Below are 19,198 nucleotides of genomic sequence, written 5' to 3' on the forward strand. Positions count from 1 at the left end.
GAAAAAGCGATGGAAATCATTGTTATCAAGATGGGGGGTGTCGCTTCAGACAATTTAACCCCAGCCTTTTTTGAACAGATTACACAGTGGCAAGCCATGGGCAAGAAAATTGTGATTGTTCATGGCGGCGGACATTACATCTCGGAAATGCTGCAGAAATTAGCTCTACCAGTTCAGATCAAAGAGGGACTGCGAGTGACCGATGCACAAACGCTTGAGATCACCCGCATGGTTTTGTTGGGGCAAGTCCAGCCGATGATCACCACGCATTTTCAACAAGCGGGCTTTCAAGCAGTGGGCTTAAATGCTGGCTGTGACCAACTGATTCAAGGAGCGATCATCGATCATTCGCTATTTGGTTATGTTGGAGAAGCCACAGCAATCAATCACCAACTCCTGCAACTTTTGCTGGAAGGAAACCATATCCCAATCCTTGCTCCATTGGGGATCACTGCCGAAGGTCAATGGCTGAATATCAATGCCGACGAAGTTGCTTGTCAAGTTGCCAACAGTCTTGGAGCAGAAGGATTGGTGCTTCTGACAGATGTACCCGGAATCAAAAAAGAAAGCCAATGGTTGCAGCAAGTCTCGTTGACGGACATTAAGGGATTGATTCAGAATGAGGTGGTCACTGGTGGGATGCTGCCAAAGTTAGCGAGTGCAAGAAAAGCCCTTCAAAACGGGGTCAAAGTGGTCCGTATCACCAATCGATTGGAAAAAAAAGGAACCTTGATCCAAGCAAATCACGAAAAAATACTTCTTTGTGAATAAAATGAAAAATAGATTTAACGATAAAAAAAGAGTTCAAGTGAACTTTTTTGTCGTTAAATCTATTTTTTTATCAAAAAAAATGCGTGTTAGTGGTAGAATGATAAAGGATTTCATTTGCTAGTATATCAGATTATCAGTACAATAAAGATAATTGCACAGACAATGCATAGTAGGGGGAGAAATGATGACAGATTTTGAATTGGGGAAAAGCACAAAATTGCAGACCATTGCGATTCGCGTAAAGGATCGGGATAAAGCGATTTCTTTTTATCGAGACATTCTAGGTTTTGATTTGAAGCGAGAAGAAAATGAATTAGCTATCTTTGGATTTAAAGGAACGGATGGTGAAGTCATCTGGCTAGAAGAAAGTCCGCGGGCCAACGATCACTTTGGTGAAATCAAAAAAATGCAGCGCATTCGCTTGTCAGTTGCTTCCTTAGAAGAATTAGCTGCCATTTGTAAAAAAGCGAAAACACAAGAGGCGACTTTTGAAGAGTCAGTTTTTGAGGGCAATCAAATTGCAGTCGTTTTGGCTGATCCTGAAGAAAACCGGATCGAAGTCTTCTACGAAGGCCCACAAGAAAGTTCTTTACCGCAAACACTAGAGGCATTGATTGAAGTCGCACCAAGTGAGTTAGGCATGCTATCAAACCAAGCTCGTTTCAATCAAGTTCATCTAAACGTCAGTGACGTAGCCAAAGAACGAAGCTTCTTGGAACAATTAGGTTTGACGACTAAGGCAACCGATGGCTTCTTGCACTTGAATGAAGATGATTTTCAAATCGGATTAGTGGAAGGTCAAGGGGGAACGATCGACTTGCCGACTCATGAAGTTCTGGGATTGGACTTTTTGAAGATTACGATCAATCAAGAAGACCTATTGACTTTGGAAGCACATTTGACAGCTAATCAACAGGAATTCTTTATTGATAAAAAGAAACATCTACTAACGACATACGATGCGATCGGCATTGAATGGTGGTTTATTGTAAATAAATAAAATGATACCCAAGTAAAATGCAGATGAGTTTCCCTGGAAATGAATTCTGTATTTTTTTTGTGCAATCAAAAGGTCTCTGATAGAATCAAGTCAAAAGGAGGGATCGGATGTATCCAGAAACGAGTCATTTGATTGCTGAAAAGCAGAAGGAGGGTGTCTTTCCCGGAACCGTCTACCGTTTCATCGATCAAGGACAACGAGAAACCCACGTTTTAGGCTATGCGGCGTGCCAACCGCAAGCGGAAATTCTTACAGAAGCTCACTTATTTGATGTAGCCTCCTTGACGAAAGTGGTTTGTACAACGACGGTGATCCTAAAATTAGTGGATCAAGGCGTTCTTGCCATCGATGCCCCCCTCGCACATTATCTACCTGATTTTACTGATCCAAAAGTTACGTTACGGCATCTTTTGACCCACACTGCGGATATCCAGACGTGGATCCCGCAACGGGACCAACTATCGGCACAGGAGTTGCGCCAAGCGTATTTGAGGTTAAAAAGCGGTCAGAAACTTGGTAAAGAAGTGAAATATACAGACACGGGAACGATTCTTTTAGGCTTTATGCTAGAAGCCCTGCTTGGCCGTTCTTTGACAGACATTTTCCAGCAAGAGGTCTTACTACCGTTAGAGATGACTCACAGCGGATTCCCCCCTTTACCAGAAGGCAGCAAAGTCGCGGCCACACAACGTCAAGCAGATGGCAGCATGTTGAAGGGGATCACTCATGATCCTAAGGCGCGAGTGTTGGGAGAACATGCAGGCAACGCTGGTTTATTCTCTACGATCGATGATTTGACGAAATTCGTCCAAATGGTAATGAATCACGGCCAAACGGCAAAAGGGAGTTTTCTTTCACCAGAAAGAATCGCCTCACTTTATCAAGTTCAAACCCCTTTTGAAACAGGAAAGCGTTCCTTAGGTTGGGATCTGATTGGCACACCACCGCTGCTGTATCATACCGGGTATACCGGTACCTTTCTTTTGATTGGTTCAAATAGCAAAGCCATGCTCTTTCTCTCGAATCGGGTGCACCCCGAGGATCATCGAGACAGTTATCTCAACCATCGAGATGAAATTGTGCAAAGTTATTTAAAAGAATCCGTTCGTTGAAGGTTTTCGTGCTATAATATTAGCGAATCAATAGAGAGGGGATCAACTATGGAACCATTATTTATGAAACCTGTTTTTCAAGAAAAAATTTGGGGAGGCAGCCGGTTACATTCTGTTTTCGGATTTGACTTGCCTAATGACAACATTGGGGAAGACTGGGCGATCAGCGCACATCCTCACGGCGTCAGCGTGATTGAAAATGGCCCATTTAAAGGCAAAACATTAGCTGATTTATGGCGGGATCATCAAGAATTATTTGGCCATTCAGATGCGCCAGTGTTTCCTTTACTGATCAAAATTTTAGATGCAGAAGACGATCTATCTGTGCAAGTGCACCCAGATGATGCTTACGGCATGAAGCATGAAGGGGAGCTAGGTAAAACAGAGTGCTGGTATATTATCGATGCCGAACCCGGTGCCGAAATCATTTACGGGCACCATGCACAAACCAAAGAAGAATTGGCAGCCATGATCGAAGAAGGACGCTGGGACGATCTATTGACAAAAGTTCCTGTTAAAAAAGGTGACTTTTTCTATGTACCAAGCGGAACGATCCATGCTATCGGTAAAGGCATCATGATTTTGGAAACACAACAAAGTTCAGATACCACTTATCGGGTTTATGATTATGACCGAAAAGACGACCAAGGACAGACCAGAGAGTTGCATATCCAACAATCCATTGATGTAACGACAGTTCCAGCTAGGACGCCAGAGTTGTCGATTCGTGAAATCAGACAAGGCTCTTCTGCCATCGTAACGTATCTGGAAACCGAATTTTTCAATGTCTACGAATGGGAAGTGCGCGGTAAACTCAATCTGGAACAACGAGCCGACTATACATTGATGACAGTCATTGATGGCTACGGTCAGCTTGTGATCGATGGTCACTCCTATGAATTGAAGATGGGGACAAGCTGTATTTTACCGAACCCAATCAAAAAATGGACATTGCAAGGTGAAATGACCGTGATTGCCTCTGAACCCGGTAAGAACGCCTAATGCAATGCTTTTGTATACATTAAGTTCATCTCCGTTAAGATAGGCACCAAACACTTAGTCAAAAACAGTTAGGCCATCCGCCTAGCTGTTTTTTTATTTATAAAGATAGTCTTTAGAAATACAGACTTGAAAGGCAATAAACGGGGATATATTTAAACCATTTTTGGGAAATGTTTCCTTGTTCCCTTCCCTCTGTTGGTTTTTATCAAGGAAAAATAAAGGCAATCCTGCTAGGGGTTGTCTTTATTTGCGTGGAAAGCTTCAATTTTTCCATCTAAAAAACCTTCGTGAATCGAGGGCTTTATGAGTCTCAGCTTGCGAAGTTATCGCGAGTTCTCTGTCTGGCGATAATCACTTGGAGAAATCCCCACTTTTTTCTTAAATAAACGGCTAAAATAGGCAGTATTTTCGATCCCGATAGCCAGTGAAATTTCTTTGATGGACAAACGGGAGTAACGCAAGAGGTCTTTTGAATAGGAAATGCGTTTACTGATCTGATATTCGATGGGCGGCAACCCCATGTATTTCGAAAACTCCTTCACGATTTGATATTTGTTGATATGGTAGGTTTCTGCTAAGGACTCCAAAGTGATTCCTTGACGGAAATCTTCTTCCAATTGATCGCGGATCTGCAAAATATACGCCGGAATCTCATTGGTAGTAAAGTCCAGATGATACTTTTGCAGCAATAGTTCATTTAATAATTGATGGATCAAGACAGAACTTTGGAAAGCGGTTTTCGCATTGGGTTCGGGCTGTAAGGCCAGCAGTTCTTGGAAAACGAGATGAATCGAGTTTTGATAGCTACTGCCAGAATTTGTATGAAGAAGCGGACTGCCATTTTTGCGAAATTCATCATAAAACGCGGCAGCATTGGCACCATGCAGGTGAATCCAGTCCATTTCCCAAGGTTCTTGACTGGTGGTGCGGTAATACTGGTAGTCAGTGCAGTCGATAAAAAAAACATCACCAGCATTCAATTGATAGGTTTTTCCTTGATAGCGTAATTCTCCCTGACCCGACAATGTATATTTAATCAAATAAGACGGCAGATTTTCTCGCTCAGTAAAATAGGGCTTACTGGCTTTGAAATAACCGATTTCTTGGATGTAATAAAAGAGTTCTCGTTGTTTTTGAGTAGAGGTATTGATATAGCGGAGTGAGTCCGTTGACCATGAGTGGTTGGCTTTTTCCCAATAATCCATTGTGCTCTCCTTTTACCAAGATTGTGCAAGTGTTTATCAAAATTGTGGGATGAAAGTCTTGCTTTGTCAAGCTAAAATTCACTTGTAAGGAATGAGTCATCGAACTGTAATCGATTTATTTTTTAACAAGATAATGAAAGGTGGAGTCGTGTGAAATCATTTATTGCTATCGATATCGGTGCTTCTAGTGGTCGCTTGATGCTAAGCCAATGGAAAGACGATCAGATGACCTTAGAAGAAATTCATCGCTTTAAAAATGGCTTTCGCCAGCAGGATGGACATGACCGTTGGCAAATCGATTATCTGATTCAAGAAATTTTGCTAGGATTGCAAAAAGCAAAGCATGCAGGAATTACCTCTTGTTTTGTCGGCATTGACACGTGGGCGGTAGATTACTGCTTGGTCGATCAGACAGGTCATCGTTTAGGAGATCCAATCGCCTATCGTGATGAACGGACAAATGGGGCGATTGCAGCTTTTGGCCAGCGTTATTCCCTTCAAAAGCTTTATGAAAAAACGGGGATTCAACTACAGCCCTTCAATACGATTTTTCAATTGGCCAATGAAGACCCCCAGCTGTTGCAACAAGCAGATAAACTACTCCTGATCCCAGATTATCTAGGCTATGTTTTTACTGGGAAAATGGTCACTGAAAAAACCAATGCATCAACGATGCAGTTGTTAAATGTCACGACACAAACTTGGGATGCTGAGTTATTAAATGAAATTGGCGTGACCGAAGCGTTGTTTCCACCGCTTGTGGATGCTGGGACAACTTTAGGTACATTAAATCATGAACAGTTTCCTAGCTATGATTTGCCGCAAGCAACCTTTGTGACAGTTGCCAGTCATGATACGGCGTCTGCCATCATAGGCACACCTGCAGAAGGCTCCGATTGGGGCTATATCAGCAGCGGCACGTGGTCGTTGTTAGGGGTGGAGACGAAAGTACCGAATGTTTCGATGACTGCTTTTAATGAAAATTATACCAACGAGTGGGGCGCCCATCATACGATTCGCTTCTTGAAAAATATTATGGGGATGTGGCTGATTCAAGAGGTGGCTCGGCAACAAGATTATCGCTATTCTTACGCAGAGTTGGCCTCATTGGCGGAAAACACCCCCGCTTTTCAACAGTTTGTCGATGTCAACGATCCTCGTTTTTTAAACCCGAAGAATATGATCACAGAACTGCAGGCGTATTGTCGCGAGACACAGCAAAAAGTACCCCAAACGGCTGGAGAACTCGCCCGCTGTGTATACGACAATTTGGCACTTTGTTATGCCAGTGAATTGCAGCAATTGGCACAACTGACCGAAGACGGTAAAAAGATACAAAAATTGCATATTGTGGGCGGAGGCTCCAACAACTGCTTTTTAAATCAATTAACCGCCAATATTGCGCAAATCACCATCGAAGCTGGACCTAGTGAAGCGACAGCCATCGGAAATGTGTTGATGCAGATGATCAATGCCGGCGTTTTTGCTTCTTTATCTGAAGCTCGGCAAGCGGTCAAGCGTTCTTTTCCTTGTGTTGTCCACAAGCCCCAGTCCCATGAGTCGAACATAGTCACCGAATATCAAGAATTTTTAAAAGGAGTAGGATAAAAATGACCACTATTCAGCAACGTTATGAGGAAGCCAAAGCCGCTTATGCCAAATTAGGCGTTGATACGGATGCCGTATTAAAAAAACTCGCCGATGTCAAAATTTCCATGCATGTCTGGCAAGGGGATGATGTTCAAGGATTTTTAAGTGAGGAGGCATTATCAGGAGGGATTTCAGTTACAGGAAATTATCCAGGAGCCGCCCACACACCAGAAGAGTTGCGAAAAGACTTAGAAAAAGCCTATTCATTGATTCCAGGGAAACACAAGTTGAACTTGCATGCCATTTACTTGGATACCGATGAAGCGGTTGACTTGAATGAATTAGAACCAAAGCACTTTGAAAAATGGGTGGCTTGGGCGAAGGAACAAGGTCTAGGACTAGATTTTAACCCAACCTTTTTCTCACACCCAATGTTTAAAGACGGCTTTACGCTAGCCTCACCTGATGAAGATGTTCGTCAGTTCTGGATCGAGCATGGGAAACGTTCACGAAAAATTGCCGCTTATATGGGGAAAGAAACCGGACAAGTGTGTGTCAATAATTTCTGGATCCCAGATGGTTATAAAGATAACCCAATTGATCGCTATACCCCCCGTGAACGATTGATGACCGCGTTAGATGAGATTTTTGCTGAAGAGCTGCCAGCGGAATACACATTGGATGCTGTAGAAAGTAAACTTTTTGGTCTTGGTGCAGAAGCTTATACAGTCGGTTCTCATGAATTTTATATGGGCTATGGCTTGACTCGCGACAAATTGATCTGTTTAGATGCTGGCCACTTCCATCCAACAGAAGTGATTTCCAATAAATTGTCTTCATTGGCACTTTTCAGTAAAGGAATTCTCTTACATGTCAGCCGTCCCGTTCGCTGGGATAGTGACCATGTTGTCATTATGGATGACGAACTGCAAGAGATTGGTCGTGAATTGGTGCGCAATGACTTGTTAGCAAAAACCAATATCGGTCTTGATTTCTTTGATGCAACGATCAATCGTGTAGCAGCTTGGGTCATTGGCACCCGCAACACTCAAAAAGCATTGTTAAAAGCGATGCTTGAGCCAATAAATGAATTAAAAGAGATGGAATTAGCCGGTAATTTTACGACTCGTTTAGCTTTAACGGAAGAATTGAAAGACTATCCTTATGCCGATGTCTGGAATTACTACTGTGAAAGCCAAGGCGTTCCTGTCGGTCTCGACTGGTTGTCAGAAGTCAAAGCATATGAAGAAACTGTCTTAGCAGCAAGAAAGTAGGAGAACAATGAAAAAAATGGATATGTTACAAGCAAATTTTGTTCAAGAAATGATGGAAACAACCGCTAACCTTTACCGCTTAGGTTGGGATGAGCGAAATGGAGGCAATATTTCTTATCTGTTAACAGAAGAAGAGATCCTGCCGTTCATCGATCCTAAAATCGTTTTACGTGAAATTCCGATGATCTTTGATGCAAGCGCGTTGGCAGGCAATTATTTTCTTGTCACTGGTTCAGGGAAATATTTTAAAAATGTCGCAGCCCATCCAGCCGAAAACATTGGACTGATCCGCGTGAAAGAAGATGGACAAACATTAGAATTGCTTTGGGGCTTGGAAAATGGCGCTGTACCAACTAGTGAACTGCCTAGCCATTTTATGAGTCACATCTCTCGACTATCGGTTGACCCACAAAATCGGATTGTCATGCACAACCATGCCTCACATTTATTGGCGATGAGTTTTACCCATGAATTAGATGAACGCAGCTTTACTAGAACCTTGTGGCAAATGTGCACTGAATGTCTCGTTGTTTTTCCAGAAGGAGTTTCCATCATTCCTTGGATGGTTCCTGGAACCAATGAAATTGGTGAAGCAACCGCTGCGAAAATGAAAGAGACTCGTTTAGTTCTTTGGCCACAACACGGAATCTATGGCGCAGGAAAAGATATGGATGAAGTTTTCGGTTTGATTGAAACCGCAGAAAAAGCGGCTGAAGTTTACACCTATGTCAAAGCACAAGGCCCAATTTTACAAACCATCACAGATGAAAATCTAAAAAAATTGGCAGATGCGTTTAACGTAACACCTCGTGAAGGCTATCTTGAGAGTTAAATAGAAAAGGGTTCTCCTTTTCTATTTTAAAATAAATTGTGAATATATTAACAACCGGAGGGAAAGAACATGGCAAACAGAATGATTTTGAATGAAACATCGTATTTTGGTAAAGGGGCAATCGAACAAATCCCGGCTGAAATCAAGGCGCGGGGCTTCAAAAAAGTTGCAGTGATCACGGATAAAGATTTGGTTAAGTTTGACGTTGCGACCAAAGTCACGGCATTGTTGGATGAAGCAGGGATTGCCTATGGCTTGTATGATGGAATCGTACCAAATCCAACGATCCAAGTTGTCAAAGACAGTTTGGCTTTCGTCAAAGAAACACAAGCGGATTGTATGATCGCTATCGGGGGAGGCTCGCCTATCGATACTGCTAAAGCCATCGGCATCATTGCAACAAATCCGGAATTTTCTGATGTCATCAGTCTCGAAGGCGTAGCGGAGACAAAGAACCCTTGTTTACCAATCTTAGCTGTGCCAACAACATCGGGTACTGCAGCCGAAGTCACCATCAACTATGTTATCACAGATGAAGGCAACCATCGCAAATTCGTTTGTGTCGATCCCCATGATATTCCAATCGTTGCTTTTGTGGACAGTGATATGATGATGGGCATGCCAAAAAGCTTAGCAGCGGCTACTGGAATGGATGCGATGACGCATGCGATTGAAGGCTTCATTACCAAAGGTGCATGGGAAATGACAGATATGCTGCATATCAAAGCCATCGAAATCATTGGCCGCTCATTGAGAGATTCGGTACAAGGGGATCAAGCCGGTTGTGAAGCGATGGCATTAGGACAATACATTGCGGGCATGGGCTTTTCCAATGTCGGCTTAGGGCTGGTACACGGGATGGCACATCCATTGTCCGCTTGGTATAACATCCCTCACGGCGTCGCTTGTGCGTCATTATTGCCAACCATCATGAAATACAACAAAGATTTTACCGGTGAAAAATACCGGGAGATTGCCATCGCATTGGGGATCGAGAATGCCGAAACGATGTCATTAGAAGCTGTCCGTGATGCCGCTTGTCAAGCGATCGATCAATTAAGCAAAGATGTAGGCATTCCAGCAACGATCTCCGAATTAGGTGTGAAAGCAGAAGACATCCCAGCAATTGCTAAAGATGCGTTGAATGATGTTTGTACCCCAGGAAATCCAAGAGACACCACAGTCGAAGAGATTATCGACCTTTATCAATCATTAATGTAAGCTGGTTCAGAGGATTATCATTCCTGATTCCTATTTTCGACTCAAGCGCAAGAGGTCATTGAACAGCAAAAGGATTTGGCGAAAGGTTTTTCAATTTTAAACGAATCCATAACGATTCTGCCAGTTCATTTTGCAGAGCGCAGCAATTCGCACCGTATCCTAAAGAGTGAATCACTCCCGGGACTGTGACATAAGTCATTCTCCAACAAGTTAAACCGAATAATAGATAATGTTCGGATTATGCTACTTGTAGGAGACTTATGGCGCAGTTCTGTTTTTTGTTATGTGGTTCGATCCAAGAAAATCAATAGTTTTGGATAGACGGTTGGCTTAGATTTGTTATAATGGCTGTAATAAAGGATAGGTGAAAAGAATGATTTACTTTGATCATGCAGCAACAACCCCAATGCACCCTGCGGTCATTCAAACCATGAACGACACCATGGCAGCATTTTTTGGCAATCCCTCTAGTATTCATAGTTATGGTCGGGATGCCCATACCAAACTAGAAGAAGCGCGACAAGTGATCGCTGAACAGCTAGGTGTCAAAGCGCATGAGATCATTTTCAATAGCGGCGGCACAGAGAGCGACAACACAGCAATCATTGGAGCAGCTTATGCCAAGCAAGCAGAAGGCAAGCACATTATCACAACGATGATCGAACATCCAGCGGTTATCGAAAGTATGAAATTTTTGGAACAACAAGGTTTTGAGGTGACCTATCTGCCAGTTGACAAAAAAGGCCAGCTTTTTGCAGAACAAGTCGCAGAGGCGCTACGTCCTGATACGATTCTGGTATCGATCATGTTCGCCAATAATGAGACCGGGAATATTTTACCGATCCCAGCCATTGGCGAGCTTCTAAAAGAGCATTCCGCTGTCTTTCATACGGATGCTGTACAAGCCTATGGCAAGCTGATGATTGATCCAAGTGCTTTTGGCATTGATATGTTAAGCATTTCTGCCCATAAGATCAATGGGCCCAAAGGCGTCGGTTTTTTGTATAAACGAGATGGCCTGTCGCTGCCGAATTTGTTGCATGGTGGCGAACAAGAAGAAAAGCGCCGTGCCGGTACAGAAAATCTTGCAGGAATTGCAGGGATGGCGAAAGCTATTTCATTATTAACGCCAGCCGAACAAAGCGCCCACAAGCAAACGTATCAACAATTTGCTGCACAAGTTTTTTCAGTTCTGCAAGAAAAAGGGGTCGACTACCGCTTGAATGGCGATCCTGACAGCAAACTGCCTCATATCATCAATCTGCAGTTTCCAGGGGTCAATAGCGATCTCTTGTTGATGAAACTGGATCTCAAAGGGATTGCTATCTCAACGGGGTCTGCCTGTACCGCGGGAAATGTGGAACCTTCGCATGTATTAGAAGCGATGTATGGCAAAGAGCATCCAGCTGTCGGCGAATCTGTCCGAATTAGTTTTGGCCTAGGCAATACAGAAGCAGAAGTACAACGTTTCGCTGAAATCCTCGCTCAAACCGTTTTAGAAACTAAGAAGTAATAAGATCATCAGGTGACTTCTAGAGGGCAGCGATTCTTTAAGGACAAGGCAAAGGATTGTGAAAAGCAAAAAAACGCTGGCATTTATACAGCCATTCATGATAATCTGAAGAAAGAAAGAGCGAATTTCAAAGAGCTTCAGCAAGCAGGAAGTAAAGAGCAATCACTTGCGCTGTTTCAAGGGAAGTTTTTTGAAAAAAACGTCAAAACGAGGTGGAAAGCAAATGGCATTTGAAACAACAACAACTGTCTTAGGTGCGAAGACTCGCTATCAACTAGCGCCAGAAGCAAAGAAATATACGTTACGAGACAATGGGTTTACTGAAACCAACAGCGGCAATTTCCAATTGATCCGTGGATTAGAAGCAACACCACAAAGCAAAGAAGGCTTCAAATTAAAAATCACTGTCGCTAAAGATATCAAAACCTTTAAGATGTCGATCACGACAGCAAATGGGTTAAAAGCGGTCAATATCTTTAAAGACCCACAACACGAAATGCTGCAAGAAAAATTTTATTTCTTGATGGATGGCTTTATTAGTCGCGGACTATTCGTCAAAGTGGATTAACTCGCGTTTTTTCCAACCATTGGAGCCTTTCAATAAAAGCAACCGAAAGATTTTCGATTCAAAAGGGTATCTGTATGACAATCATTCATGAATAAAAAAGGAGTGTGTTAGACTGCAGTGGGCTGTAGGCTAGCACTGATCCGTGATGTGCAACAGCGCATCGTGCTTTACGTTCATGTCAATTTGTCTCATACTCTGAAGAAGGGAAAACTTTCGGTTGTTTTTTTGATAGATAGAAAAAGTTCTTCCAATATTTTTTTAAAGGATAAAATCGCTCCAGAAGGACAAGCAGTCAGATCCTTAGAAAGGAAGAGTCCATGCAATACTTTATCTCAGATACGCATTTTTTTCATGAAAAGTTACTAGGTCAAAATGATTTTGCCCCTCGTCCCTTTGCTTCGGTCACAGAAATGCATCAGACGATGATCGCCAATTGGAACCAAGTAGTTCAAGAACAGGATACTGTCTATCATTTAGGCGATATTGCGTTACACCCAAAACATGAAGCTGGATTTGCTGATATTTTAGCAATCTTAGTTCAGTTGCAAGGAAAAATCACGTTTATCAAAGGCAATCATGACACTCGAGCTTTCTTTCGCTATTTAGCAAAGCATGATCCGGGCGTCTTGGGGGAACCTAAATTTTCCTTTGCAGATGTGGGGCTGTTATTGAAGTTTGATCACCATCAATACTTTTTAAGTCATTATCCGATGCTATTGGGTGTGACCAAAAATAGTCGCAACCTTCATGGACATATCCATCATCATAGTTTACCTATCGCCGAGAACATCAATGTCGGTGTCGATGCGCCAGAACTGTCATTTCTTCCCCAGCCGTGGCCCTTTGGCCGCCCGATTTCCGAGAATCAATTAGCGCAGATTTTTCAAGCTAAGCAGGCAGAGCTTCAGCAGGCATTTCACTGAGAAATAACAAGGAAAACCACATTTAAAAAAGGATAGCGATCTATCCTTTTTTAAATGTGGTTGATAGCAAGACCAACTTTCTACTTTTAGGGGCTCAAAGAGGGAGCCTGAAAACAAAAAATAAACGCTCTCAAGCTTTATCATTTGATGGATATTTAAGAAATGTGTATGCTTGAATTAGAAAGTAGTAAAGGAGGTTGCCTATGCGTAAGATTTCTAAAGTGGTCATGATCGTTGGGTTGCTGTTATTGTTACTCATCTTTTTCTTTGGCATGATTGTGAACCAGCAAGCAGTAGATTTGCCATTCTACTTGATTCCGTTGCGAGAATATCCATGGATCGGAACATCGATCAATATGTTTCTATTCTGGGCTTGTGTCGGATTTGCACTGTTGACGATCATTGGTATTATTGTGGTCTTGTTCTTTCCAAGCCGCTCGGATCAGCTAGTCATCCAGCAAAAAACTGGGGAATTAGTGATTCAGAAGAAAGCGTTGGAACATTTTGTTTTGCAAAAGGTCCAGCAAGCTGATTTTATCCATTCGCCATCAGTCAAGGTCAAGATCATCAAGCACAAAGTCCGAGTCATGATCGATGGAGAGATGAAACAGACCGCAGCCATCCCACAGCAACAAGAAGCATTGGTTGGTGAGATCGGCAATCAACTTCAAACACTCTTTGGTGTTACCCATGATATTCAAACCGAAGTTGTTTTGAAAGATGCTGAAGAAACACGAGAACATCACACACAACCACGTGTCGTTTAGGAGGAGAAAAAGATGAAAGAATGGCTCGAACAAAATAAGATCCCAGTTATCTTTGCAGCATGTGGATTGATACTAGCAATTCTCTTTCTGACCGTTGGCTTTTTGAAAGCATTGCTGCTACTGATTTTTACAGCACTAGGAGGGTATCTGGGCTTCTACCTCAAAGAGATCGGGTTCTTTGATCAATTTCAAAAGCCGCGGCGTTAATGTTCAATAAGTATGCGTATAATTTTTAAAAAGATATAGGAGGAATGGACAATGGAAAATCAAGTAAAACCAACAACTACTGCAGGTGTTAAAGGAGAATTGACTTACGAAGATAAAGTGATTCAAAAGATCGTCGGAATTGCACTGGAATCCGTAGATGGATTATTAACGGTTGACGGTGGCTTCTTCTCAAATATCGCAGGAAAATTAGTGAATACAGATGATGTTACTTCCGGCATCAATGTGGAAGTTGGTAAAAAACAAGTAGCAGTTGATTTAGATATCGTAGCAGAATACGGTAGCGATATGACTGCCATTTACGACCAAATCAAAGAAGTCGTTTCGACTCAAGTCAACAAAATGACAAACTTAGAAGTAATCGAAGTAAACGTCAATGTAGCAGATGTTAAAACTCGTGAACAATTTGAAAAAGATTCAGAAACGGTTCAAGACAAAGTGAGCAGTGCAGCAGAAACAACGGGGGATTTTGCTTCTAAACAAACACGTAAAGCGAAAGGCGCATTTAACAAAACGGCTACTCGCATCCAAGAAAACAACGAACCACGGGTTCAATAATTACGACAACTATCAAAAACAGGCTAGCTGATGGGCTAGTCTGTTTTTTTGTTCAAATCGTTTTCAGTCAAAACTGGATTGAAAGCTGCCTCTGTAAGTCACAGCCAAAAACACCAATAATTCATCCCTTCAGCAGCGAGCAGTTCATTCGTGAAAGCTTGTTTGTAGTGACTTTTTTCAGGTGAATCATTGGGATCAAGCACTTGAATTCCGCCTTCTTTATTTAATGCCAACACCATCAGATGACCAGTAGTGGTAAAGGTTCCCGGCTTTACGGAGACAATGACAGGAAAACCTTGCTGGATCATTTTGTAAGCTTCCGCGAAAGAATTCCCCAAATCTAAGAATTGATAGCCAAAATGTTCAGCAAACTGCGGAAAAATTTGCCAGCTAGTGCCTTGATCAGCAAGATAAAATCGGTTGCCTGCCCAGTTGAGAATATCATCAGGTTCAGGTGCTTGGTTTCGCCAAAAAGCATCGATCATTGCTAAAGATGCAATAGCACAGCCATTAGCCGCAAAGGTGTTTTGCTTTTCCACAGAGCCATAATGTTTCATGCCCCAACGTTCGTCTCTTTGCAAAATCAAAGGCACTTGTTGCGTACCTGGCAATACTTCTTGCAAGGCTTGATTGGCTTCTTCTGAAAATGCTTGAGGTACTAATTCTACCGCTTGCAGGGCAGAAGGATTCACGCTGTCAAATACAAAGTGTCGCAAAAGGATACCACCAACGACAGTAACCAGTAAGACAAGAAGGCTGATTTTGACGGGATTTTTTGGCGGTTTTCTGTTTCTGCTGCCAACAAGTGCGCGATTTTTCATTTTTGGATACCCCTTTTGTGATGATCTAAAAGGAGTATAGCTGATTTTTTCAACAGACATTTCTGTATTTTATGAAGAAATTCATACGATTTTATGATAACCCCCTTTTATCCGAATGTTAGCGATTCTTAAACTTGACCCGCAACTAGAGATAGCTCTATTTAGGTGGAAAACTTCCTTTGAATTCTAAAAAAGTGTCTAAATTTTTGACAGGAAAAGAAAAATTGCTGAATCTCTCCGTGAATTTTTTGTGAATCTGTTGTATAATGCAAGTTACTGAAAAGTTGCGACCTTCAAATCGTAGATGATTTCAGAATCTATAATTGAAATGATGGTGAAAAATCATGTCTAACGAAAACACCCGTGTGGTGGTTGGAATGAGTGGCGGGGTGGACTCGTCAGTAACAGCGCTTTTGTTGAAAGAACAAGGGTATGATGTTGTCGGAATCTTCATGAAAAATTGGGACGACACAGATGAAAATGGGGTATGTACAGCAACGGAGGACTACAAAGATGTTGCCAAAGTAGCTGCCCAAATTGGGATTCCTTATTATTCAGTCAATTTTGAAAAAGAATATTGGGATCGCGTCTTTGAATATTTCTTAGCAGAATATCGGGCCGGCCGGACACCAAATCCAGACGTCATGTGTAACAAAGAAATCAAGTTCAAAGCCTTTTTGGATTATGCAATGGATCTAGGTGCTGATTATGTGGCAACTGGACACTATGCCCAAGTCGAAACCGATGAACATGGGATCACCCATATGTTACGGGGTGTAGATAACAACAAAGACCAAACGTATTTCTTGAGCCAATTATCGCAAGCCCAATTAAGTAAAACCATGTTCCCATTAGGCGGCATGGAAAAATCTGAAGTACGGGCGATTGCTGAACGAGCTGGTTTAGCAACTGCCAAGAAAAAAGATTCTACAGGTGTTTGCTTTATCGGCGAAAAGAATTTCAAACAATTTTTAAGCAATTACCTGCCTGCAAAAAAAGGCAATATGGTGACATTAGATGGTGAAGTCAAAGGCCAACATGATGGACTGATGTACTATACTATCGGTCAACGTCAAGGATTAGGAATCGGTGGCGGCGGTGCCTCACAAGAACCTTGGTTTGTTGTCGGCAAAGATTTAGCAACCAATACATTGTATGTGGGACAAGGCTTCCACCATCCAGCATTGTATGCAGATCGCTTAGAAGCAAGTCAAATCCACTTTACGACAGACACAGATCGTCCAAGAGAATTCAAGTGCACAGCCAAGTTCCGTTACCGTCAACAAGATGTCGGTGTCACTGTCCGTTTGCTTGACAATGATCGTGCCGAAGTAATATTTGATGAACCTGTTCGGGCAATCACACCAGGCCAAGCCGTTGTTTTTTATGACGGTATGGAATGTCTCGGTGGTGGCTTGATCGATGCAGCATATCAAGAAGCCAAAGAATTACAATACGTCTAAGCTTTACTAAAAACAAGTCTGATTTTGATGGAACATTTCAAGATCAGGCTTGTTTTCTTTTGGAGATCCACGGAACTGTAGCCAATACCGAAAAGAGTGTAACCTGTGGTACTATAGAAATTGAACCAATGGTTATTGATTTGTAGGAGGACAAAAGGATGGAGAAAAAATGGTGGCATCAATCAGTCGTTTATCAGATTTATCCCCGAAGCTTTCAAGATACAAATGGCGATGGAGTGGGAGATCTAAAAGGAATCATTCAACATTTAGATTATCTTGAAAATCTAGGAATTGACGCAATCTGGCTCTCTCCTGTTTACCAATCGCCGAATGATGATAACGGCTATGATATTAGCGATTATGAGGCAATCATGGAAGAGTTTGGTACGATGGAGGACATGGAGCGCTTGATTTCTGAAGGAAAGAAACGCGGCATCAAGATAATTATGGACTTAGTCGTCAATCATACATCTGACGAGCATGCATGGTTTGTGGAAGCAAGAAAAAGCAAAGAAAATGACTACCGTGATTATTATGTTTGGCGGGATGCAGTGGAGGGCGATGTGCCCAATGGGCTCCGTTCAACATTTAGTGGAACAGCTTGGGAGTTCGATGACACAACAGGACAGTATTTCCTGCATCTCTTTAGCAAACGTCAACCAGACTTAAATTGGGAAAACGAAAACGTTCGTCAAGAAGTTTATGCGATGATGAACTTCTGGATTGATAAAGGAGTAGGCGGCTTCCGAATGGATGTGATCGATTTAATCGGTAAAGTACCGGATAAAGAGATTACTGGAAATGGGCCCAACCTGCATAGGTATCTTCAAGAAATGAATGCAGCCACTTTTGGAGACAAAGATCTGATGACAGTTGGTGAAACCTGGGGAGCAACACCAGAAATTGCTAAACTTTATTCAAACCCGGAACGCAAAGAACTGTCGATGATTTTTCAGTTTGAACATGTGGGATTGGATCAAGAACAAGGAGAGGGCAAAGATAAGTGGGATTTACGTTCACTAAGCATTCCAGAGCTGAAACAGGTGTTGTCAAAATGGCAAGTAGCTCTTGGCGATGAAGGTTGGAATAGCTTATTTTGGAATAACCATGATTTGCCACGAATCGTTTCACGCTGGGGAAATGATACGACTTATCATGACCAAAGTGCAAAATTATTCGCTATTTTATTGCATATGATGAAAGGCACGCCTTATATTTATCAAGGGGAAGAAATTGGGATGACAAATTACCCCATTTCGGATATTTCAGAAGCCCAAGACATTGAGACCATCAATATGTATAAAGAACGTCTGGCATTAGGCTTTACAAAAGAGGCGCTTATTGAATCCATTAATGCCAAAGGCCGGGATAATGGACGAACCCCAATGCAATGGAACGATTCACCAAATGCCGGCTTCACAACAGGTGAACCGTGGTTGCATGTCAATCCCAATGCAAAAGAAATAAATGTCAAAAACAATCTGGAAAATCCAGACTCCATTTTTTACACATACAAGAAACTAATCGCATTGAGAAAACAACACGCGCTTATTGTGTGGGGAGACTATGAGCTGTTGACAGAAACAGCCGATGAGGTCTTTGCCTATAAACGAAGCTATAACGGAGAAACTTGGCTTGTAGCAGCGAATATTAGTGAAGAAGCCCATCAACTTGAACTGCCAGAAGCAGGGAAAGAGCTGATCATTTCTAATTACCGCTTGACGGACATTCCTCAAGGTACCGTTACATTAAGGCCTTATGAAGCATTTGTGATTCGAGTTTCGTAGACTTTTTCGAAAGTAACCAGTAACTATCAGTTAACTAAAGTAGCAGAGAAAAGTTTCATGTTTGAAACAAGCAGACCCAGAAATTCAGGAATTGGTCTAAATGAATTTTTCTCAGACCCTCAGTTGACTGATAGTTTTTGTGCTTAAGACGCGCTGAATGGCGAATGTTTTTTGAATCAAAAGGATAAGTTGCGGATTCTAAGTTAGCTAGTTTGGGTTTGTGATCCTATGTAAGAAAGGGTGCTTTTTTAAGTGAAGTGGTAACGGTGAGGGTAACAGAATATGGTCAAAAGCAAGTGTTCTCTTTGCAAGCTATGATAAATGACAAGCGTTTCGTGAAAAGGTAGTACTGAAAGTAAACTATGTGTAAGGGATGCTAATTCTCAAAATGTTCAGAAAATGCTCTGTTTCTGGACACTCTTCTTTTAATCAAAATGTAGTGATACCTTGTTTTTTATTTACTAACTCGTGAATAGATCTAATTTCAGTTAAATTTTAGAGTCGATGAGTTTTAGAATCCTCCTTTATTGAAGTCAGAAACTTTTTTTTGACCGCTACTTCTATAC

General features: G+C 42.0%; 18 protein-coding genes. 16 read left to right on the forward strand and 2 right to left on the reverse strand.

Annotation, left to right across the window (positions count from 1 at the left end; translation table 11 throughout):
- Positions 1-9: 9 nt before the first annotated feature.
- From argB to manA, 4 genes are all read left to right on the forward strand, one after another.
- Positions 10-771 (forward strand): acetylglutamate kinase, encoded by a 762-nt coding sequence (gene argB, locus Q0A12_RS15625; protein WP_291293553.1) that lies wholly within the window; start codon positions 10-12, stop codon positions 769-771.
- A 184-nt stretch (positions 772-955) separates the two neighbouring features.
- Positions 956-1,771 (forward strand): VOC family protein, encoded by an 816-nt coding sequence (locus Q0A12_RS15630; protein ID WP_291293554.1) that lies wholly within the window; start codon positions 956-958, stop codon positions 1,769-1,771.
- Between the two features lie 107 nt (positions 1,772-1,878).
- On the forward strand, positions 1,879-2,883 hold the full coding sequence (locus tag Q0A12_RS15635; RefSeq protein ID WP_291293555.1) for a serine hydrolase domain-containing protein: 1,005 nt from the start codon (positions 1,879-1,881) through the stop codon (positions 2,881-2,883).
- 48 nt (positions 2,884-2,931) lie between these two features.
- On the forward strand, positions 2,932-3,885 hold the full coding sequence (gene manA / locus Q0A12_RS15640; RefSeq protein WP_291293556.1) for a mannose-6-phosphate isomerase, class I: 954 nt from the start codon (positions 2,932-2,934) through the stop codon (positions 3,883-3,885).
- A 323-nt stretch (positions 3,886-4,208) separates the two neighbouring features.
- On the opposite strand, the gene Q0A12_RS15645 is transcribed toward manA, so the two are convergent.
- A complete protein-coding gene (locus tag Q0A12_RS15645) occupies positions 4,209-5,090 on the reverse strand; it encodes an AraC family transcriptional regulator (RefSeq protein WP_291293557.1) in 882 nt (293 codons plus the stop codon).
- Between the two features lie 198 nt (positions 5,091-5,288).
- On the opposite strand from Q0A12_RS15645, the gene rhaB reads away from it, so the two are divergent.
- From rhaB to Q0A12_RS15695, 10 genes are all read left to right on the forward strand, one after another.
- Positions 5,289-6,698: a rhamnulokinase gene (gene rhaB, locus Q0A12_RS15650; protein WP_291293571.1), complete on the forward strand. Its 1,410-nt coding sequence runs from the start codon at positions 5,289-5,291 to the stop codon at positions 6,696-6,698.
- A gap of 2 nt (positions 6,699-6,700) precedes the next feature.
- The gene (gene rhaA, locus Q0A12_RS15655; RefSeq protein WP_291293558.1) at positions 6,701-7,954 is read left to right on the forward strand and encodes an L-rhamnose isomerase; all 1,254 of its coding nucleotides are present in this window, start codon (positions 6,701-6,703) and stop codon (positions 7,952-7,954) included.
- Between the two features lie 7 nt (positions 7,955-7,961).
- A complete protein-coding gene (gene rhaD / locus Q0A12_RS15660; protein WP_291293559.1) occupies positions 7,962-8,786 on the forward strand; it encodes a rhamnulose-1-phosphate aldolase in 825 nt (274 codons plus the stop codon).
- 69 nt (positions 8,787-8,855) lie between these two features.
- Positions 8,856-10,007: a lactaldehyde reductase gene (gene fucO / locus Q0A12_RS15665; RefSeq protein ID WP_291293560.1), complete on the forward strand. Its 1,152-nt coding sequence runs from the start codon at positions 8,856-8,858 to the stop codon at positions 10,005-10,007.
- A gap of 373 nt (positions 10,008-10,380) precedes the next feature.
- On the forward strand, positions 10,381-11,520 hold the full coding sequence (locus tag Q0A12_RS15670) for a cysteine desulfurase family protein (RefSeq protein WP_291293561.1): 1,140 nt from the start codon (positions 10,381-10,383) through the stop codon (positions 11,518-11,520).
- Positions 11,521-11,743: 223 nt separating this feature from the next.
- A complete protein-coding gene (locus Q0A12_RS15675) occupies positions 11,744-12,088 on the forward strand; it encodes a DUF1831 domain-containing protein (RefSeq protein ID WP_291293562.1) in 345 nt (114 codons plus the stop codon).
- A 317-nt stretch (positions 12,089-12,405) separates the two neighbouring features.
- A complete protein-coding gene (locus Q0A12_RS15680) occupies positions 12,406-13,011 on the forward strand; it encodes a metallophosphoesterase family protein (RefSeq protein ID WP_291293563.1) in 606 nt (201 codons plus the stop codon).
- Positions 13,012-13,214: 203 nt separating this feature from the next.
- Positions 13,215-13,778 (forward strand): alkaline shock response membrane anchor protein AmaP, encoded by a 564-nt coding sequence (gene amaP, locus Q0A12_RS15685; protein WP_291293564.1) that lies wholly within the window; start codon positions 13,215-13,217, stop codon positions 13,776-13,778.
- A 12-nt stretch (positions 13,779-13,790) separates the two neighbouring features.
- The gene (locus Q0A12_RS15690; protein ID WP_291293565.1) at positions 13,791-13,985 is read left to right on the forward strand and encodes a DUF2273 domain-containing protein; all 195 of its coding nucleotides are present in this window, start codon (positions 13,791-13,793) and stop codon (positions 13,983-13,985) included.
- A gap of 51 nt (positions 13,986-14,036) precedes the next feature.
- Complete coding sequence (locus Q0A12_RS15695) at positions 14,037-14,561, forward strand: Asp23/Gls24 family envelope stress response protein (RefSeq protein ID WP_291293566.1); 525 nt, start codon at positions 14,037-14,039, stop codon at positions 14,559-14,561.
- Between the two features lie 98 nt (positions 14,562-14,659).
- Here Q0A12_RS15695 and Q0A12_RS15700 read toward each other — a convergent pair whose 3' ends face one another.
- Complete coding sequence (locus tag Q0A12_RS15700; protein ID WP_291293567.1) at positions 14,660-15,382, reverse strand: C39 family peptidase; 723 nt, start codon at positions 15,380-15,382, stop codon at positions 14,660-14,662.
- A 344-nt stretch (positions 15,383-15,726) separates the two neighbouring features.
- Between Q0A12_RS15700 and mnmA the strand changes: the two genes are divergently transcribed.
- Positions 15,727-16,845 (forward strand): tRNA 2-thiouridine(34) synthase MnmA, encoded by a 1,119-nt coding sequence (mnmA, locus tag Q0A12_RS15705; RefSeq protein ID WP_291293568.1) that lies wholly within the window; start codon positions 15,727-15,729, stop codon positions 16,843-16,845.
- A 158-nt stretch (positions 16,846-17,003) separates the two neighbouring features.
- On the forward strand, positions 17,004-18,632 hold the full coding sequence (locus Q0A12_RS15710) for an alpha-glucosidase (protein ID WP_291293569.1): 1,629 nt from the start codon (positions 17,004-17,006) through the stop codon (positions 18,630-18,632).
- Positions 18,633-19,198 lie beyond the last annotated feature (566 nt).

This window comes from Enterococcus sp. (assembly GCF_022711995.1).
Taxonomy (GTDB): domain Bacteria; phylum Bacillota; class Bacilli; order Lactobacillales; family Enterococcaceae; genus Enterococcus_D.

Bases quoted from the DNA above. Each gene is read 5' to 3' on its own strand.
- argB (WP_291293553.1), top strand. From the start codon at position 10: ATGGAAATCATTGTTATCAAGATGGGGGGTGTCGCTTCAGACAATTTA.
- Q0A12_RS15630 (WP_291293554.1), top strand. From the start codon at position 956: ATGACAGATTTTGAATTGGGGAAAAGCACAAAATTGCAGACCATTGCG.
- Q0A12_RS15635 (WP_291293555.1), top strand. From the start codon at position 1,879: ATGTATCCAGAAACGAGTCATTTGATTGCTGAAAAGCAGAAGGAGGGT.
- manA (WP_291293556.1), top strand. From the start codon at position 2,932: ATGGAACCATTATTTATGAAACCTGTTTTTCAAGAAAAAATTTGGGGA.
- Q0A12_RS15645 (WP_291293557.1), bottom strand. From the start codon at position 5,090: ATGGATTATTGGGAAAAAGCCAACCACTCATGGTCAACGGACTCACTC.
- rhaB (WP_291293571.1), top strand. From the start codon at position 5,289: ATGCTAAGCCAATGGAAAGACGATCAGATGACCTTAGAAGAAATTCAT.
- rhaA (WP_291293558.1), top strand. From the start codon at position 6,701: ATGACCACTATTCAGCAACGTTATGAGGAAGCCAAAGCCGCTTATGCC.
- rhaD (WP_291293559.1), top strand. From the start codon at position 7,962: ATGAAAAAAATGGATATGTTACAAGCAAATTTTGTTCAAGAAATGATG.
- fucO (WP_291293560.1), top strand. From the start codon at position 8,856: ATGGCAAACAGAATGATTTTGAATGAAACATCGTATTTTGGTAAAGGG.
- Q0A12_RS15670 (WP_291293561.1), top strand. From the start codon at position 10,381: ATGATTTACTTTGATCATGCAGCAACAACCCCAATGCACCCTGCGGTC.
- Q0A12_RS15675 (WP_291293562.1), top strand. From the start codon at position 11,744: ATGGCATTTGAAACAACAACAACTGTCTTAGGTGCGAAGACTCGCTAT.
- Q0A12_RS15680 (WP_291293563.1), top strand. From the start codon at position 12,406: ATGCAATACTTTATCTCAGATACGCATTTTTTTCATGAAAAGTTACTA.
- amaP (WP_291293564.1), top strand. From the start codon at position 13,215: ATGCGTAAGATTTCTAAAGTGGTCATGATCGTTGGGTTGCTGTTATTG.
- Q0A12_RS15690 (WP_291293565.1), top strand. From the start codon at position 13,791: ATGAAAGAATGGCTCGAACAAAATAAGATCCCAGTTATCTTTGCAGCA.
- Q0A12_RS15695 (WP_291293566.1), top strand. From the start codon at position 14,037: ATGGAAAATCAAGTAAAACCAACAACTACTGCAGGTGTTAAAGGAGAA.
- Q0A12_RS15700 (WP_291293567.1), bottom strand. From the start codon at position 15,382: ATGAAAAATCGCGCACTTGTTGGCAGCAGAAACAGAAAACCGCCAAAA.
- mnmA (WP_291293568.1), top strand. From the start codon at position 15,727: ATGTCTAACGAAAACACCCGTGTGGTGGTTGGAATGAGTGGCGGGGTG.
- Q0A12_RS15710 (WP_291293569.1), top strand. From the start codon at position 17,004: ATGGAGAAAAAATGGTGGCATCAATCAGTCGTTTATCAGATTTATCCC.